This window comes from Rhodococcus oxybenzonivorans, assembly GCF_003130705.1.
In the GTDB taxonomy this organism is placed as follows: domain Bacteria; phylum Actinomycetota; class Actinomycetes; order Mycobacteriales; family Mycobacteriaceae; genus Rhodococcus_F; species Rhodococcus_F oxybenzonivorans.
Genome location: NZ_CP021354.1, coordinates 4,392,446 through 4,409,529 on the forward strand (window position 1 = coordinate 4,392,446; position 17,084 = coordinate 4,409,529).

Consider the following 17,084-nt stretch of genomic DNA (forward strand, 5'->3'; position numbering starts at 1 on the left):
AGAGAATTCGGACACACCGGCGCGAAGGAGAAGCTCATGACCACCGAGTCCCCGAAGCCGAGAGCAGGCGCGCGATTCGTCGACGCCTTCCTCCAGTCGCCCTTCGCCGGGCTGACTCCGTGGATCGTGATGTCGCTGCTGTCGGGTCCGGGACGATTCGAGGAATCGGTCGCCGCCGCTCTCGCGTTGTCGATCCTGTTCCTGTTTCTCAGCCATCGCCGGGGTGGAGCCCTCAAACCCCTCGAAGTGTTCGACATCGTCTACTTCGGCTGCCTCGCCGCTATCGGACTGTTCGCCTCCGACACCGTGATCACGTGGCTGGAGACGTGGTCGGGTGAAATGTCGAGCCTTGCGCTGGTCGTTTTCGCGTTCGGCTCACTACTGCTGCGCAACCCGTTCACCCTGCCGTATGCGAAAGAGACTACGCCTGAGGAGTATTGGAGCTCACCGCTCTTCCTGGCGATCAACCAGCGCATCACACTGGTGTGGGCCCTGTCGTTCACGGTATCGGGGGCGGCCGGGCTGTTCGGCGACGCGGTGCTGCGGCAGCCGGACAACTTCTGGACGGGCTGGATCATTCCGATCGGGGCGTTGCTGTTCGCGCTGTCCTTCACCGAGTGGTATCCGGATGTGGCGACTGCGCGGGCGCCGCGGGAACCCGGAGAACCGGAAGAAGTGGCACCACCGCTCCTGAAACTGTTCGAGTTCCTGCCACCGTTCCTGATGGGCGTGGGCATCGCCATGCTCGTCACCGACAATGACCCGGACTGGCTGGCGATCGCGCTCATCGTGGTCGGAATAGTCGCCGGCGCCGCGTTTCGCCGCACCGGCGCACGCAGGCCGGCCGCTTCCGCCGGGTGAGGGCAAAACCGTCCTGAGCCGTCCCCCGGCCACTAACCTTGTGACTGATGTCACACAGGAGAGGTGGGCGCATGTCGGACGCCGCGAACGGAATCATCTTCGACCGGCTCGCGCACTGGGCGCAGTTCCGACCGAACGCCATCGCCGTGCAGTTCCAGGATCGCGCGTACACGTGGTCGGAATGGCGCGACCGCATTCTGCAGATCGCCGGAGCTCTGGCGGAAGGAGGAATACGGCAGGGAGACACGGTCGCTTTTCTCGACAAGAATCACCTCTCCTGCTTGGAGGTGACCTACGCGGCGGGTGTGCTCGGGGCGGCCACCGCGGTTCCCAACTGGCGGCTCGCCGGCGAGGAACTCGACTACGTGATCAACGACTGCCGTGCCCGAATCCTCTTTGTCGGGAACGAGTTTCTGCAACAGGTCATGGCGCTGCGCGATCGGATGACCGGTATCGAGCAATTCATCACCGTCGGTGGCGAGCACGACGAATTCGAGCCGTGGTTGACGGAGGCGTCCCCGTTGTGGCGGCCGCCCGTCGTGGATCCCGAGTCGACGACGTTGATTCTCTACAGCTCCGGAACCACCGGTAAGCCGAAGGGGGTGCAGCTGACGCACCGCAACCTGAACGCCCACAACGTCGACGCGCTCGCCGTGCTTCCCGCCCGGGAGGACGACTGCTTCCTCGTCGCGATGCCACTCTTCCACGTCGGTGGTAGTTGCTACGCGATCATGGGAATTCACGCCGGCGCTCGATGCCATGTCGCGCGGGATGCCGATGCCCCGTCACTGTTCGCAGGTCTTGCCGCCGGAGCCACTATCGCGTTCCTCGTTCCGCCGGTGATCGCGGGCGTCCTGGCCGCAGGCGAACAGGCCGTCGCCGCGTTCGGCGCGCTCCGCCGCATCACGTACGGAGCGGCGCCGATGCCACTGCCGCTACTCCGGAGCGCGTTGGCTGCTTGGCCCAGGACGGAATTCGTCCAGGTGTACGGGATGACCGAATGCGCCGGTGTCGTCACAGCCCTCCTCCCCGAGGTGCACCGCGACGAAACGCAGGTCGAACGCATGGCGTCGGCGGGACAGCCGATCCCCGGCGTGGAGATGCGCATCGTGGACCCGGTCACCACCCGGGACGTCGCCCCCGGGGAAACCGGCGAATTATGGTGGCGCACGGAACAGCGGACACCGGGCTATCTCGGCAAACCCGAGGCGACGGCCGAGGCGATCACCGCCGACGGGTGGCTCCGCAGCGGCGACATGGGACGCGCGGACGCGGACGGATTCGTCTACATCGAGGACCGCCTCAAGGACATGATCATCACCGGCGGCGAAAACGTCTACTCGCCCGAGATCGAGCGGGTGCTGGTCGAACACCCGGCGGTGGCGGAGGTGGCGGTGATCGGTGTGCCCGACGAGCATTGGGGCGAAACTGTGAAGGCGATCGTCGTCCCCGTCGAGGGAACCGTCGCCGTCCCGGACGAGCTGATCCACTACACCCACCAGCGTCTGGCAAAGTTCAAATGCCCGACCAGCATCGACGTCGTCGAGATGCTGCCGCGCAATCCGACGGGGAAAATCCTCAAACGGGAACTACGTGCACCGTACTGGAAGGACCGCAGCCACAAGCTGGTGTGAGCACCGTCCATACTGGAGTCGTGACCGGTCGATGCCCCTGCCTGTTCGGTGAGCCGTACGACGACTGCTGCGGACGGTTCCACCGCGGCGAGGCCACCGCCCCGACCGCCGAGCGGCTCATGCGGTCCCGTTTCAGCGCCTTCGCCGTCCTCGACGCCGACTATCTCCTGGCAACCTGGCATCCGAGCACCCGGCCTGACGACCTCGACCTCGACCCCGCGCAGCGGTGGACCCGGCTCGACATCCTCGGGTCGAGCGGCGGAGGACTCCTCGACACCGCCGGCACTGTCGAGTTCCGGGCCCATTTCGTGTTGGACGGCGAGCGCGGCTCGCTCCACGAGAACAGCCGTTTCGTCCGCGTGGACGGTCGGTGGCTGTATCTCGACGCACATGCGGCGCCGGGGCGGCGGCTCCCGCGTGTCTGATCGCCCCCGGCTTACGATCGAAACATGAACAACCACCGGATCGGCCCCGTCGCTGTCTTCGCCGCCTGCGCGCTGGCCCTGACACTCACCGGATGTTCGGAGTCGAACTCCGCCAGCAGTGTCGCGGCGACGTCACCCGCCGCCGCGGCGACCACGAGCACCGCACTCGAACCCGACGCATCGACGGTCCCGACCGACGCGTCGCCGAAGTCGTCCGAGGCGTCCGGTCCGGCGAAACTGACGGTGACCGACATCCGGATCGGTCGGCATGAGGGCTTCGATCGAGTGGTCTACGAACTCGGCGGAACGGGCACGCCGGGCTGGCGGGTCGAGTACGTCGACGAGGCCGTCCAGGACGGCAGCGGCAGGTCGATCCCGATGTCGGGCAACGGAATTCTCCAAGTGCTGATCGACGGCTCCGCATATCCCTTCGACAGCGGCGTGGAAGGGTATGCCGGTCCGAACCCATTGCCCGGGGATTCCGGCGGGGTAGTGACCGAGGTCAACGGTGCCCTCGTCTTCGAAGGTGTCACCCAATCGTTCATCGGCGTGACGCGCCCCGACAGGCCGTTTACGGTGTCGAGTTTGTCGGGACCGACGAGGGTGGTCGTCGACATCGCGAGGTAGGAAGCACGCTCGGCACCCCAGCGCTTGACCTCGAGTTCGGTTCAGGTTCTACCGTCGTGTCATACCCACGCTCTACCGTGTGGGTAGCGACAGGAGGCCGCCGGCATGAGCATGGAAGTCACAGCGTGGAACGCGATGTACAACGCGATGCACGCCCAGGAGGATCGTCGACCGTTCTCGCGCACCACCTTGCGGCGGATCGCCCGTTTCGCCGCGCCGCACCGACGGAGCCTGGCGTGGTACCTCCTGCTCAGCGTGATCACCGCAGCGCTGGCCGTGGCCACACCGGTGCTCGCCGGCCGCGTGGTGGAGGCGATCATCGACGGCGACGCCGTGTCCGCCGTGGTCCGTCTGGCCGGGCTCATCGCGCTCATCGCCGTCCTCGAGGCCGCTCTGGGCCTGTGGACGCGATGGTTGTCGGCGAGCATCGGCGAGAACCTGATCCTCGATCTGCGAACCGCGGTGTTCGACCATGTGCAGCGCATGCCCATCGCGTTCTTCACCCGCACCCGCACAGGTGCCCTCGTGAGCCGCCTCAACAACGACGTGATCGGAGCGCAGCGCGCGTTCAGTGACACGCTCTCCGGTGTCGCCGCCAACCTTGTGACGCTCGGTATCACCCTCATCGTCATGATCGGAATCTCCTGGCAGATCACCCTCCTCGCGCTGCTGCTGCTGCCGATCTTCGTGCTGCCCGCCCGCCGGATGGGTGCCCGGCTCGCGCAGCTCAACCGGGAGGCCGCCAACTACAACTCGGTCATGAGCACCCAGATGACCGAACGCTTCTCGGCACCGGGAGCCACCCTCGTGAAGCTGTTCGGCCGCCCCTCAGAAGAGTCCGCCGAATTCGCGGTCCGGGCCCGGCGGGTCCGCAACATCGGGGTCCGGACGGCGATGTTGCAGTCGGTGTTCGTCACCGCGCTCACATTGGTGTCGGCGTTGGCGCTGGCCCTCGTCTACGGTCTCGGCGGGTTCTACGCATTGCGCGGTCAGCTCGACGCCGGCGCCGTCGTCGCCATGGCGATGCTCCTCACCCGGTTGTACTCACCGCTCACCGCGCTCGCCAGTGCCCGCGTCGACGTGATGAGCGCGCTCGTCAGTTTCGAGCGCGTCTTCGAGGTTCTGGATCTGCAACCGCTGATCCAGGAAAAGCCAGACGCCACGGTAGTGCCCGACGGCCCCGTGTCGGTGGAATTCCGGAATGTGGAGTTCGCCTATCCGGCCGCCGACAAGGTGTCGCTGGCATCCCTCGAGGAGGTCGCGACCCTCGACACCCGGGAGGGCGTCGAGGTACTGCACGGAGTGTCGTTCCGTGCCGAACCCGGCCAGATGGTCGCCTTGGTAGGATCCTCGGGAGCGGGAAAGTCCACCATTGCCCAGCTCGTCCCGCGGCTCTACGACGTGGATGCCGGCGTGGTCGAACTCGGCGGCGTCGATGTCCGGGATCTCACCGCCGACTCCGTCCGCGCCACCGTCGGCATGGTGACGCAGGACGGGCACCTCTTCCATGACACCGTCCGCGCCAACCTCCTGCTCGCCCGCCCGGGCGCCTCCGCCGCCGAACTGGACGAGGTGCTGGAACGGGCCAGGCTCACCGAACTGGTGGCGGCGCTGCCCGACGGCCTCGACACGGTGGTCGGGGAACGTGGCTATCGGCTCTCCGGCGGTGAGCGACAACGACTGACCATCGCCCGACTGCTGCTCGCCCATCCGCGCGTCGTCATCCTCGACGAGGCCACCGCGCATCTCGATTCGACGTCGGAGGCGGCGGTGCAGGAGGCACTGGGCGAGGCACTGGCCGGACGAACCGCCGTGGTGATCGCACACCGGCTCTCCACCGTCCGCGCCGCCGACCTGATTCTCGTGATCGAGGCCGGACGAGTCGTCGAACGCGGCACCCACAGCGAACTCCTCGCCCTGGGTGGCCGCTACCAGGAGCTGTACCGCACCCAGTTCGACACGGGTACCCAGTCGTCGCCCACCCTGACGGAGGTCATCTCGGCTACGACGTAAGCCGGCGGATCGCGCCGAGGGGCAACGACATCCACCGCGGGCGGTTCCGGGCCTCGTACACCACTTCGTAGACGGCCTTGTCCAGTTCGTAGGCGCGAAGCAGGACTGATGAAGACCGAGGGTCGTCACCGGCGACCGAGGTATATCCCTCGCAGAAGGCCGTTCCGTTGCGGTGGGCCCACTCGCGCGCGCGGAACTCGCGCTGCGACGCTGCCGCTTCCGTCACGGAGTCGGCGAGCAGGTGATGTGCGGCGTAATCGAAGGAACGCAGCATGCCCGCGACGTCGCGCAGGCGGCTGTCCGGTTCCCGCCGCTCGGTCAGCGTCTTGGCGGGTTCTCCCTCGAAGTCGATGAGCAACCACCGTTCGGGGGTTCGGAGCACCTGGCCGAGGTGGAGGTCGCCGTGAATCCGCTGCACCGTGATGCTCCCCAGCGACTCGGCCTCCGCATACCGTTCCCGAATGGCGGGTGCCACTTCCGCCAACTCGGGAACGACCTCGGTAGCCGCCTCCAGACGGCGCAGCATTGCCGCCACCGTCGTGGACGTGACTGCCTTGTCCACGGTGCCGAGCGCCCGCGCGAGGGTGGCATGCACCTCGGCGACCGCAGCCCCCATGCGATACGACTCCCCCGCGAAGTCCGTCCCGACCTCGTCTGCGCGGAGGTCCGCCTCCATCAGAAGGTCGCGCACGCTACCGAGTGCCATCGTCCACCCGTCCGCCGAATTGGCGGCGAAGTCCTGGACCATCGCCAGGGTCGTTTCGATGCCTTCCACGTCGGATTCGATCCACGCGCGCAAGGTTGCCACGTACTCGCTGCCTGCCTCGCCGAGTACCCGGTGCATCTCCACGTCCGGGTTCGTCCCCGGGGTCACGAGGCGGAAGATCTTCATCAGCAACTTGTCCCCGAGCACCACGGACGTATTCGATTGTTCAGCGCCGAGGGTCCGCCCCTTCAGGCCGGGTTCGATGACGCTTCCGGGAGCGGTCCGCAGCCGGATCGGCCCCGAACCCTGCGGCGACGCGAGCCGTTCCGCGTAGAGATCGATCACTTCGGCGTCGTGCAGGCCGTCGTAGGCGAACCATTCCGAACCGACATCTCCGTCGGGCGCAGGTAGCGCCCAGGGCACCAGGTCTTCGGGAAGGTGACTGCGGAAACCGAGCGGCACCTGATAGACCTGCGGTGGCCCGGTCTCGAAGTCCACCGAGACCAGGAGGTGATCGACCGCGAACCCCGGCACACCGGCGAGAGGCTGGCGCAGCAGAATCCGGACACCGGAAATGGTGTTCCCCTTGGCAGCGAACCAGCGGCGCTCAGGCAGCCATCGAGCGAGCTGGGGCTCGAGGATGTGGTCGGGGATTGTCGTCGGTTGATTCACGGCTGTACCGCCTGTTCTGCCTCGCTGCTCACCGGGTGACCGTCTGTCACTCCGCCGTCCCGTGGATCCGGTTGCAGGGCAAACCAGAAGAAGCCGTGCCCCGGCAATGTGACCATGTATCCGTCGTCCGTGATCGGCGGGAACGGAACCGATCCGGTGAGTTCCACCGGGATGCGACCGGCATATTGCGACAAGTCGAGGATCACCGCCTGCGGATACCTCGACAGGTTGTTGACACACAGGATGACATCCGCGGGTGCGCCTTCCGAGCTGGGCGGCGTTTCCCGCACATAGGACAGCACGGCCGGGTTGGCGCTGCCCAGTTCGGTGAACGAGGCGGTACCGAACGCCGGATGCTGTTTCCGCACCTGGATCATTCGCCGCGTCCAGTGGAGCAGGCTGTTGGTCGAGTTCATCTGCGCTTCGACGTTCACCGACTGATATCCGTACGTGGGGTCCATGATGACCGGCAGATACATTCGGGCCGGATCCGCCCGGGAGAACCCGGCGTTGCGGTCGGGCGTCCACTGCATGGGAGTACGGACGGAATCCCGATCACCCAGCCAGATGTTGTCGCCCATACCGATCTCGTCGCCGTAGTACAGGACGGGAGAGCCCGGCAGGCTGAGCAGCAGTGCCGTGAAAAGCTCGAGCTGGTTGCGATCGTTCTCGAGCAGCGGCGCGAGACGACGGCGAATACCGATGTTCGCCTTCATCCGCGGGTCCTGTGCGTATTCGGCATACATGTAGTCGCGCTCCTCGTCGGACACCATCTCGAGCGTCAACTCGTCATGATTTCGCAAGAAGATTCCCCATTGGCACGAACTGGGAATGGGTGGTGTCTGCGCGAGAATCTCCGAAATCGGGAAGCGGTTCTGTCGCCGCACGGCCATGAAGATCCGCGGCATCAGCGGGAAGTGGAACGCCATGTGGCACTCGTCGCCGACGTCCGGTTCGCCGAAATACTCGACCACGTCGGAGGGCCACTGATTCGCCTCGGCAAGCAGCGCGCGGCCCGGGTACTCGGCGTCCATCACGGCCCGGCACTTCTTCAAGAATGCGTGCGTCTCGGGCAGGTTCTCGCAGTTGGTGCCTTCACGCTCGAACAAGTACGGGACGGCATCCAACCGGAATCCGTCGATACCGAGGTCCAGCCAGAACCGGAGCACGTCGATCATGGCGTCCTGAACTTCGGGATTGTCATAGTTCAGGTCCGGCTGGTGGGAGAAGAAGCGATGCCAGTAGTACTGCTTGCGCACCGGATCCCACGTCCAGTTGGACGTCTCGGTGTCGACGAAAATGATTCGCGCGTCCGGATATCCTTCGTCGGTGTCGGACCACACATAGAAGTCGCCGTACGGGCCGTCGGGGTCGCTGCGTGACTCCTGGAACCAGGCGTGCGTGTCGGACGTGTGGTTCATGACGAGATCGGTGATCACCCGGATCCCGCGCCGGTGCGCCTCGTCGAAGAGGTGAACGAAGTCCTCGACTGTACCGAATTCCGGTAGTACAGCACGGAAGTCACGGATGTCGTAGCCGCCGTCACGCAATGGGGAGTCGTAGAAGGGCGGCAACCACAGGCAGTCGACACCGAGCCAGGACAGATAGTCGAGCTTGGCGGTCAACCCCTCGAGGTCGCCGGTGCCGTCTCCGGAAAAGTCGTAGAAGGCGCGGACCAGGACCTCGTAGAACACTGCGGTCTTGAACCACTCGTGGTCGACCGTCAGTTCCCGGGCATGGGAGAAGTCTTCGGACCGTGCCTCGACGATATGGCCCTCCAGGTCGTGTTCCGGCTCGGCGTTGACGGAGGGCGACGGTTCTTCCAGGGGCATTAGCACCTCGGTATGCGACTCGATCACAGGAACCGCGAGGTTCCTCGGACACTTCCTCGATGGTAGGGCGGGTCAGCCTGAACCGCTCGGAACGCGTGCCGCGGAGCGTCCCCGAAGGAGGCCGGCAACTTTCCTGACTTCGACGGTAAACGCGGACAGAAGGTGTCCTCTATCAGCGCGAGACTGTGTTCATGAACGAGACGACGCACGACGACATTTCCGACGAACGCAGCCTGCTGCTGCTCCTACTCGAGCATCAGCGCACCGCGTTCCGCAACGCCATGTCGGGCCTGACCGAGGAGCAGGCGCGCAGCGTGCCCAGCGCGAGTGAGATGAGTCTGTCCTCACTCCTCAAACACGTGATCGACGGGGAGGAATCGATGACGGCCCGCGTTCTGGGAACACCGCGCGCCGAGGGGTCCGACCCGGTTGCCGCATGGAGGGCGGCCTGGAATGTCGCGGAGGACGAAACCGTCGACGTACTCCTCGCCCGGCTCGATCGAGCCGGGCGAGCCACGGAGGCCGCGATCGCCGCGGAACCCGATCTCGGCAGGGACGTTCACCTCCCCGCCGACGTGGCGAAATGGATGACGCCGGGTGTTGTTTTCACTGTCCGTTTCATGCTGGTCCACCAGCTCGAGGAGATGGCCCGCCATGCCGGGCATGCCGACATCATCCGACAGTCCATCGATGGTGCACGGGCCGATACCCTGGCCGGCGGCACTGCCTGGTCCTGACGGGCGCGCAGTGCTCGGGTAGATTCACCGCTCGGACGGCGCTGCAGAGCCGCCCGAGGAGCGACGACGAGGAGTTCAGGTGGACGGTGTGAGCGGAACGCGGCGCGTGGTCGCCGCAGCAGCGGTCGGCATTGTGGCGACTTTCGGTCTGTCAGGAACGGCGTCGGCCCAGCCCTCGGCATCGAGTGTTCCCGGACTGGCGGAATTGCGCGCCCAGGCGGACAGGCCCGGTGAGCAGGTCGCGGTCGAGGCCCTGGCCTCGTCCACGGCGCTTCGGGACGTGGCCGGGACGCACACCCCGTTCCTGTACACGGCACCGACAGTGGGCTGCGGCACCGTCGCCCCGGTCACGCTCACCCTTGCCTCGGGAACCACCGACCCCGCCGCCGCGGCGATCAGCTTCCAGGCGCTCTCCGCCTACCCCGGCGTCGTCCAGTCGTCCGGGCTCACCGTCGCGTGGATCAACACCAATACCGGCGCCAGCGGCATCCTGCCGCTCGACGGCGTCACCGAGGGCGGCTACCCGTCGCTGTCGAAGGTTGTGACCACCGGACCGGGCACCGTCGTTGCGTCGATCTTCGGCACCGTCGGCTACACCGGCGCCACCTGTTATGTACTGCCCACCGTGGGGACGTTCCTCGTTCCCACCGAGGGTCCTCTGCCGGCCGACGCGGCCGGTCAGCCGGCGCCGGCTCCCGCTCCCCCGGCGTAATGACCGGGGGCTCGGCAGGGCCTCTTCTCTGCGAGCCGCGCGGGTACTACTCGCGCGGCTTTCTTCTACTGTCGCGGTCACGCTGGAACTTACCGGCGTCGCGGTCGCCCCGGCCGGGCCTTCCCGAGGGTGGGCCGGAGTCGGGCTGAAGCTGGATCAGCACACCGGAGATGCGGGTGCGCCGCAGGGCCTCGAGCGTCTCCCGGGACAGGTCTGCGGGTAGTTCCACCAGGCTGTGATCGGGACGGATGCTGATGTGCCCGAAATCGCTGCGCCGCAGCCCGCCCTCGTTGGCGATGGCACCCACAATGGCGCCGGGCACCACGCGATGCCGCTTCCCCACCGCGATGCGATAGGTGGCGAGTTCCTGACCCTCCGGGCCCCGCGACCGGGTGGGCGGGCCGTCGTCGAATCGACGGGCCGGACGTTCCCGGGGTTCCCGCGGTTCACGCTCGCGACGCGGCGGCGGCGGCGGTTCGGGTGACATCAGGAATGCGTCACCGTCGCGCGACTGCACCGCGAGCGCTGCTGCGATGTCGGCGAGCGGCACGTCGTGCTCCTGCTCGTAGTCCTCGATCATCTTGCGGAACAACGCCAGGTTGTCGGAGGTGAGGCTCTCGGTGATGGAGTCGCCGAACTTCGCGACGCGCTGCGCGTTGACGTCGTCGACGCTCGGAAGCTGCATCTCGGCCAGCGGCTGCCGTGTTGCCTTCTCGATCGCCTTGAGGAGGTGCCGTTCCCGGGGCGCGACGAACAGCAGAGCCTCGCCCGCCCGTCCTGCTCGACCGGTACGGCCGATGCGGTGCACGTAGGACTCCGTGTCGTGCGGAATGTCGTAGTTCACCACGTGGGAGATGCGGTCGACGTCGAGACCGCGGGCAGCGACGTCGGTGGCGACGAGGATGTCGAGAGCACCACTCTTGAGCTGGCCGATGGTTCGTTCACGCTGCGCCTGCACGATGTCGCCGTTGATCGCGGCAGCCGAGAACCCGCGGGCGCGCAGGCGTTCGGCAAGATCCTCCGTGGCCTGCTTGGTGCGCACGAAGATGATCATGGCCTCGAACGACTCCACCTCGAGGACACGGGTGAGAGCGTCGAGCTTGCGCTGATGCGCCACCTGCACGTACCGCTGCGAGATGTTGGACGCGGTGGACGTCTTCGACTTCACCGTGATCTCGATGGGATCATGCAGGTACTGCTTGGAAATCTTGCGGATCGCGCCCGGCATGGTGGCCGAGAACAACGCCACCTGTTTCTGTTCCGGCGTATCGGACAGGATGCGTTCGACGTCTTCCTGGAAGCCCATCTTCAGCATCTCGTCGGCCTCGTCGAGGACGAGGTACGACAGCTTGGACAGGTCGAGCGTGCCCTTTTCCAAGTGGTCGATGACCCGGCCGGGCGTGCCGACGACGACGTGGGCGCCGCGGCGCAGCCCGGACAACTGGACGCCGTAGCTCTGGCCGCCGTAGATCGGCAGCACATGGAGACCCGGAATATGGGTGGCGTACTTACCGAACGCCTCCGCGACCTGCAGAGCCAGCTCACGCGTCGGCGCGAGCACCAGGGCCTGCGGCGACTTCTGGGTGAGGTCGATCCGGGAGAGGATCGGAACCGCGAACGCGGCAGTTTTGCCGGTACCGGTCTGGGCCAGTCCGACGACGTCGTTACCTGCGAGCAGAGGCGGGATGGTGGCTGCCTGGATCGGCGAGGGCGACTCGTAGCCCACATCGGACAGTGCCTTCAAGACCCGATCATCGATGTCGAGGTCGGCAAAAGTGGGCGGTTCGGGTTCACGTTCGATATCACTCATTGACCAGCAGTTTAGTGCACGACTCGGCGCCGCAGCGCCATGCCGGGTAAATACGCGGCCACCGGCACGGGAGACACCTGTGACGGGTCGTCGCCTAGCGTGGACGCCATGGTCGATGTCGCCGTCATTCAGTTCGCCCCCGGTCAGGACAAGCAGGAGAACGCGAGCACCCTTCGCAGGCTGGCCACCGAGGCGTCGGATCGCGGCGCACAGGTGGTCGTGGCCCCCGAGTACGCGATGTTCACGGCTCCGCGGACGGACCACCGACTCGTGGAGTCGGCGGAGGGACTGGACGGCACGTTCGTGACAGCGCTGGCCGAGACCGCCGCCCAGCTGCAGATACACCTGGTGGCCGGAGTCAACGAGTTGCTGCCCGGCGACGACCACATCTCGAACACGTTGGTGGCTCTCGGCCCGACGGGAGACATCGTTGCCACGTACCGCAAGCTGCACCTCTACGACGCCTTCGGATACAAGGAATCGGAGGTGATCCGCGCGGGCGAGATCGGGACCCCCGAGACGTTCGCCGTCGACGGTCTCACCTTCGGGATGCAGACCTGCTACGACCTTCGATTCCCGGAGGTCACCCGCCGCATCGTCGACGCAGGCACCGACGTCCTGCTCCTCCCTGCGCAATGGGTGCCGGGACCGCTCAAGGAGGACCACTGGTCCACGCTCGTACGGGCACGGGCGATCGAGAACACCATCTACGTGGCCGCGGCCGACCAGAGCGCGCGCACGGGGGCCGGAGCCAGCATGATCGTCGATCCCATGGGTGTGACCGTCGCTGCGCTCGGCGAACGGGTGGGCACCGCCATCGCCACGGTCACCGCGGAACGCATCACCGAGGTGCGCGAGAAGAACCCCGCGCTTGCGCTGCGGAGATTCACCGTCACGGAGATCTGAGCTGTATTTCCGCGCCCGGAAGTGGAGTAGTTTCGAAGACGAACCGTTCTTCCCGATTCGGAGCGTTCGATGCAGTACACCAGTCGGGCGGACGCCGGTCGTCGGCTGGCCGCCTCACTCGAGCATCTACGCGGAAACGACCTGGTGGTTCTGGGCCTGCCGCGCGGCGGCGTCCCTGTCGCCTTCGAGGTCGCCGCGGCGCTCGCCGCCCCCCTCGATGTGGTTCTCGTACGCAAACTCGGTGTCCCCTGGCAGCCCGAACTCGCGATGGGCGCGATCGGTGAAGGAGACGCCCGCGTCGTCAACGACGACGTCCTTCGGATCGCCCGGGTCAGCAAGACTGCCCTCGCCATGGTCGAGGCCAAGGAGCGCCGGGAACTCGAGCGTCGAGCGCAGGTGTTGCGCGGCGGCAGGAACCGCGTGCCGATACGAGGACGCACCGCCGTCATCGTCGACGACGGAATGGCCACCGGTGCGACGGCCGCGGTGGCCTGCCAGTTCGTCAAGAAGTCGGGGGCGGCGCGCATCGTCGTCGCGGTTCCGGTGGCCGCGCCCGAGGCCGTCTCCCGTCTGCGCGTCACGGCCGACGAGGTGGTCTGCCCGTACACCCCACTCGACCTCGGTGGCGTTGGCAATGCCTACGACGACTTCCATCAACTTGCAGACAGCGAGGTCACAGACCTGCTCGCCACCATATGACAGTCGTTCTCGAGTAAATCTCAGCGAGAGTGCAACGTTCCTGGAGTGACCGTCGATACACCGGACAGAGCACAGAACAGACTGCCTTTGGAGGATCTCGTGACCGTCTCTGCCGATACCGTCGAAACCGTGGTGGCCGCTTGTCGCGACCGGCTGGGTGATCCGTCCGGCTGGGTCACCTCTGATGTCTATCGGCACAGCCTCGCCCTGTGCATCATCGAGTCCGTGCAGTCGAGCGCGGGACACAGCGAGGTCGCCGTCGTCGACCGGTATCTGGCGTACCGCCGGGCGGACGCCGGACGGCCGCTCACCGACGGTGCCCGCGATCTGCTCCGCACCTTCGAGGAGGCAGGCAGTTCGGATCAGTGGGCCGGCAAGGTCGGCTCGTACAAGCGCCGCTACACCGCGACAGGTGTGCCGATCGAGGCACGCCACATCCAGCAGGCAGCCGAGCGACTACACCAGCTCCGCGTCAACAGCATCGACGACCTCCTCGAGGCCGCTCGGGACGAGGCGGCGCTGGAGCAGATCCATCAGGCCTGGGTCGACGTGTGCGGTGAGCACAGCGACGTCACGTGGTCGCACTTCCTGATGCTCGCGGGAATCCCCGGGGTGCGACCCAACAGGGTGGCGGAGGTCTTCGTCAACGGCGCCCTCGGCATCTCGGAGGCGACCGATGCCGGTGCCGCGGACGAAATCCTCGAGGCCACCGCAACCGAGCTCGGGGTCGACCCCGAGCAGCTCGACTACGCGATCCGGCGGTGGCTTGCGGCCAATTCTCGCCGCCTCGACGACGTCGCGTAGTTACCAGTTTACGTCTGGTTACACATATTCTCGCAGGTCAGAAGCAACTTACCCAAAACGGACATCGGCGCTAGTGCGAAACCCGGACAATTGTGATCGAATGCACATCCGTCATGTTGTTTCAGTGGAGGGGTCATAGTGCGAGAGTTTTCGGTACCGCAGTCGTTCTCAATTCCGGAGGACGCCTCTATGGCCGACTCGGTCTTCCGTCATGCCGAGGAGGATCCGACGTTCGTACCGTTCAAGCGTCCAAGTAACGGCGGCTGGACGGACGTCACCGCCGCCGAGTTCGCGAAGCAGGTCTCGGCAGTCGCGAAAGGTCTGATCGCGTCCGGCATCGAACTCGGTGATCGTGTCGCGATCCTGTCCGCGACCCGGTACGAGTGGGTCGTCATCGACTACGCGATCTGGACGGCCGGCGGTTGCACCGTCGCCATCTACGAGACGTCCGCGCCCGATCAGGCCAAGTGGATCCTCGAGGATTCCGGCACATCGCTGCTCGTCGTCGAGAACGCCAAGCACGCGCAGGCCCTGCGGGTCGTCACCGACGAGGCGGCGGATCTGCGGGAGGTGCTGCAGATCGATGCCGGGGCGAGCGAAGCGACGGGGGAATCATCCGGGGCTATCGAGGAACTGACGAAGCGTGGGCAGAGCGTCACGGACGAGCAGTTGCACGAACGTCGTCACCAGGTGCGAGCATCGTCGCCCGCCACCCTCATCTACACCTCCGGCACCACAGGCCGGCCCAAGGGCGTGCAGTTGACGCACGCCAATTTCTACGCCGAGTCCGCTGCCGTGAAGCTGGCGCTCTCCGATGCGATGTACGCGGGCCGCCGCACCCTGATGTTCCTGCCGCTCGCGCACGTCTTCGCCCGCGCCATCTCGTTCGGCGCCTTCGACGCGAAGGTCACCGTCGCACACACCGCGGATCTGACGACGCTGCTCGACCAGTTCGCCGCGTTCAAGCCGCACTTCATCCTGTCGGTTCCCCGCGTGTTCGAGAAGGTCTACAACTCCGCGAAGCAGAAGGCGTACGACGGCGGCAAGGGCAGCATCTTCGAGAAGGCGTCCGCCACTGCCATCGCGTACAGCGAGGCTCAGGACAAGGGTGGCGCCGGCCTCGGCCTCAAGCTCAAGCACGCGCTGTTCGACAAGCTGGTGTACTCGAAGCTGCGCACCGCGCTCGGTGGCGAATGCGACCGCGCCGTCTCCGGTGGTGCGGCTCTCGGTGCCCGGCTCGGCCACTTCTTCCGTGGCGTCGGCATTCCCGTGTACGAGGGTTACGGCCTCACCGAGACCAGCGCCGCCATCTCCGTGAACACCACGTCCGCGCAGAAGGTCGGCACGGTCGGCAAGCCGATCGACGGCCATGCCGCGAAGATCGGTGAGGACGGTGAGCTGCTCGTCAAGGGACCCGTCGTCTTCAGTGGGTACTGGCACAACGACCAGGCCACCGCCGACTCGATCCGCGACGGCTGGTTCCACACAGGTGACCTCGGGTCGATCGACGAAGAGGGATTCATCTCGATCACCGGCCGCAAGAAGGAAATCATCGTCACCGCAGGCGGCAAGAACGTGGCGCCGGCGGTCCTCGAGGATGCCCTGCGCGCACATCCGCTGATCAGCCAGTGCCTCGTGGTCGGTGACGGTAAACCGTTCATCGGGGCGCTCATCACCCTCGACGCCGAGACCCTCCCCGGCTGGAAGGAACGTCACGGGCTGGCCGCCGACACCCCGGTGTCCGATCTGGTCAAGAACCCGGACCTGGTCGCGGAGATCGACGAGGCCGTGGCCGAGGGCAACAAGAAGGTGTCCAACCCGGAACGGATCAAGAAGTACCGGATCCTCGAGGTCGACTTCTCGCAGGAAACCGGCGAACTCACCCCCACACTGAAGCTCAAGCGCAACGTCATCCACAAGGAACACGGCGCGGCCATCGAGGCCATCTACGCGTAAGCGGCTCCGCCGCCCGTGAGTGGCCGAGGAGTGCATCGACTCCTCGGCCACTCACGTGCGCGTAGCGCCCAAGATGAAGTCGCGTACCACCGCGGTGACCGCGGGGTGAACCTTCTCGTGCAGTAGGTCGTGACCGGCGTCGTCGAACTCCCGGAATTCGAGGCCGGCGATTCCCGTCGCCCATGTCCGGATCGAGTCGATGGGTGCGATGCGGTCGTCCACGCCGTGCACGACGAGCAGCGGCATCTCGAGAAGGCCCAACATATCCGCCGTCTGCGCCGCGGCGGCGGACTTCGGTGTCCCGCACAGAATCGCGCACCGGAAGCCCGCGTTGCCACGCGCGAGGAGTTCCATCGACACGGCGGCACCCAGCGAATGTCCCATCAACGCCGTCGGGACGTGCGGTGCGCTTTCTTCGGCGAGGGCGGTGAGGAGCGCGCCGTCCTCGGCCAGTTCCGCGACGGATCCCGGCTGGTCGCCTTCGGATAGGCCGTGTCCTGCCTGGTCGATGCCCCACACGCCGATACCTGCCGATGTCAAGGCGCGCGCGAAGCGATGGTAGTGACCCGTGTGCTGACCCATCCCGTGCAAGAACACGAGCTGGGCGACCGGATTGTCGGCCGGCCAATGCCGGTAGTGCACTCGTCCGGAGTGGCCGTCGAAGAAAGGCATGGCTGCCATTCTGGGGCT

15 protein-coding genes are annotated in these 17,084 nt (G+C 66.3%); 11 read left to right on the forward strand and 4 right to left on the reverse strand.

Features of this window, described 5'->3' with window-relative positions; translation table 11 throughout:
- Window positions 1-36 precede the first annotated feature (36 nt).
- From CBI38_RS20630 to CBI38_RS20650, 5 genes are all read left to right on the forward strand, one after another.
- Window positions 37-861: a DUF3159 domain-containing protein gene (locus tag CBI38_RS20630; RefSeq protein ID WP_109335238.1), complete on the forward strand. Its 825-nt coding sequence runs from the start codon at window positions 37-39 to the stop codon at window positions 859-861.
- Between the two features lie 71 nt (window positions 862-932).
- Window positions 933-2,495, forward strand: coding sequence for a long-chain-fatty-acid--CoA ligase (locus CBI38_RS20635; protein WP_109331727.1), 1,563 nt, complete (start codon window positions 933-935; stop codon window positions 2,493-2,495).
- Window positions 2,492-2,920, forward strand: a complete 429-nt coding sequence (locus tag CBI38_RS20640) for a YchJ family protein (protein ID WP_109331734.1) — start codon at window positions 2,492-2,494, stop codon at window positions 2,918-2,920. Before CBI38_RS20635 ends, CBI38_RS20640 begins: the two co-directional genes overlap by 4 nt.
- Window positions 2,921-2,944: 24 nt before the next feature.
- Window positions 2,945-3,547: an AMIN-like domain-containing (lipo)protein gene (locus CBI38_RS20645; protein WP_109331735.1), complete on the forward strand. Its 603-nt coding sequence runs from the start codon at window positions 2,945-2,947 to the stop codon at window positions 3,545-3,547.
- Between the two features lie 105 nt (window positions 3,548-3,652).
- The gene (locus tag CBI38_RS20650) at window positions 3,653-5,560 is read left to right on the forward strand and encodes an ABC transporter ATP-binding protein (protein WP_109331736.1); all 1,908 of its coding nucleotides are present in this window, start codon (window positions 3,653-3,655) and stop codon (window positions 5,558-5,560) included.
- Here CBI38_RS20650 and CBI38_RS20655 read toward each other — a convergent pair.
- Window positions 5,550-6,938, reverse strand: coding sequence for a maltokinase N-terminal cap-like domain-containing protein (locus CBI38_RS20655; protein ID WP_109331737.1), 1,389 nt, complete (start codon window positions 6,936-6,938; stop codon window positions 5,550-5,552). The genes CBI38_RS20650 and CBI38_RS20655 overlap by 11 nt on opposite strands.
- On the reverse strand, window positions 6,935-8,770 hold the full coding sequence (gene treS, locus CBI38_RS20660; protein WP_109335239.1) for a maltose alpha-D-glucosyltransferase: 1,836 nt from the start codon (window positions 8,768-8,770) through the stop codon (window positions 6,935-6,937). Before treS ends, CBI38_RS20655 begins: the two co-directional genes overlap by 4 nt.
- A gap of 191 nt (window positions 8,771-8,961) precedes the next feature.
- Between treS and CBI38_RS20665 the strand changes: the two genes are divergently transcribed.
- Both CBI38_RS20665 and CBI38_RS20670 read left to right on the forward strand, forming a co-directional pair.
- Window positions 8,962-9,507: a mycothiol transferase gene (locus CBI38_RS20665; RefSeq protein WP_109331744.1), complete on the forward strand. Its 546-nt coding sequence runs from the start codon at window positions 8,962-8,964 to the stop codon at window positions 9,505-9,507.
- A gap of 79 nt (window positions 9,508-9,586) precedes the next feature.
- On the forward strand, window positions 9,587-10,219 hold the full coding sequence (locus tag CBI38_RS20670) for a hypothetical protein (protein WP_204164780.1): 633 nt from the start codon (window positions 9,587-9,589) through the stop codon (window positions 10,217-10,219).
- A gap of 46 nt (window positions 10,220-10,265) precedes the next feature.
- Here CBI38_RS20670 and CBI38_RS20675 read toward each other — a convergent pair whose 3' ends face one another.
- Entirely contained in the window at window positions 10,266-12,029 is a 1,764-nt protein-coding gene (locus CBI38_RS20675) for a DEAD/DEAH box helicase (protein ID WP_109331746.1), read from the reverse strand.
- Window positions 12,030-12,137: 108 nt separating this feature from the next.
- Between CBI38_RS20675 and CBI38_RS20680 the strand changes: the two genes are divergently transcribed.
- The 4 genes from CBI38_RS20680 (at window position 12,138) to CBI38_RS20695 (ending at window position 16,394) form a co-directional block, all read left to right on the forward strand.
- Window positions 12,138-12,935, forward strand: a complete 798-nt coding sequence (locus CBI38_RS20680; protein WP_109331747.1) for a carbon-nitrogen hydrolase family protein — start codon at window positions 12,138-12,140, stop codon at window positions 12,933-12,935.
- A gap of 69 nt (window positions 12,936-13,004) precedes the next feature.
- Window positions 13,005-13,634 (forward strand): phosphoribosyltransferase, encoded by a 630-nt coding sequence (locus CBI38_RS20685; RefSeq protein WP_109331749.1) that lies wholly within the window; start codon window positions 13,005-13,007, stop codon window positions 13,632-13,634.
- A 99-nt stretch (window positions 13,635-13,733) separates the two neighbouring features.
- Window positions 13,734-14,438 carry a heme peroxidase gene (locus tag CBI38_RS20690; RefSeq protein ID WP_109335241.1) on the forward strand — a complete coding sequence of 235 codons (705 nt, stop codon included), beginning with the start codon at window positions 13,734-13,736 and terminating at the stop codon, window positions 14,436-14,438.
- 138 nt (window positions 14,439-14,576) lie between these two features.
- Window positions 14,577-16,394, forward strand: a complete 1,818-nt coding sequence (locus tag CBI38_RS20695) for an AMP-dependent synthetase/ligase (RefSeq protein ID WP_109331750.1) — start codon at window positions 14,577-14,579, stop codon at window positions 16,392-16,394.
- A gap of 51 nt (window positions 16,395-16,445) precedes the next feature.
- Here the strand turns inward: CBI38_RS20695 and CBI38_RS20700 are convergent, their stop codons facing one another.
- Window positions 16,446-17,066, reverse strand: coding sequence for an alpha/beta hydrolase (locus CBI38_RS20700; protein WP_109335242.1), 621 nt, complete (start codon window positions 17,064-17,066; stop codon window positions 16,446-16,448).
- Between the last annotated feature and the right edge of the window lie 18 nt (window positions 17,067-17,084).

What these genes read in the sequence shown, in the direction of transcription:
- CBI38_RS20630 (WP_109335238.1), top strand. Translation starts at nt 37, where the DNA reads ATGACCACCGAGTCCCCGAAGCCGAGAGCAGGCGCGCGATTCGTCGAC.
- CBI38_RS20635 (WP_109331727.1), top strand. Translation starts at nt 933, where the DNA reads ATGTCGGACGCCGCGAACGGAATCATCTTCGACCGGCTCGCGCACTGG.
- CBI38_RS20645 (WP_109331735.1), top strand. Translation starts at nt 2,945, where the DNA reads ATGAACAACCACCGGATCGGCCCCGTCGCTGTCTTCGCCGCCTGCGCG.
- CBI38_RS20650 (WP_109331736.1), top strand. Translation starts at nt 3,653, where the DNA reads ATGAGCATGGAAGTCACAGCGTGGAACGCGATGTACAACGCGATGCAC.
- treS (WP_109335239.1), bottom strand. Translation starts at nt 8,770, where the DNA reads ATGCCCCTGGAAGAACCGTCGCCCTCCGTCAACGCCGAGCCGGAACAC.
- CBI38_RS20665 (WP_109331744.1), top strand. Translation starts at nt 8,962, where the DNA reads ATGAACGAGACGACGCACGACGACATTTCCGACGAACGCAGCCTGCTG.
- CBI38_RS20675 (WP_109331746.1), bottom strand. Translation starts at nt 12,029, where the DNA reads ATGAGTGATATCGAACGTGAACCCGAACCGCCCACTTTTGCCGACCTC.
- CBI38_RS20680 (WP_109331747.1), top strand. Translation starts at nt 12,138, where the DNA reads ATGGTCGATGTCGCCGTCATTCAGTTCGCCCCCGGTCAGGACAAGCAG.
- CBI38_RS20685 (WP_109331749.1), top strand. Translation starts at nt 13,005, where the DNA reads ATGCAGTACACCAGTCGGGCGGACGCCGGTCGTCGGCTGGCCGCCTCA.
- CBI38_RS20700 (WP_109335242.1), bottom strand. Translation starts at nt 17,066, where the DNA reads ATGCCTTTCTTCGACGGCCACTCCGGACGAGTGCACTACCGGCATTGG.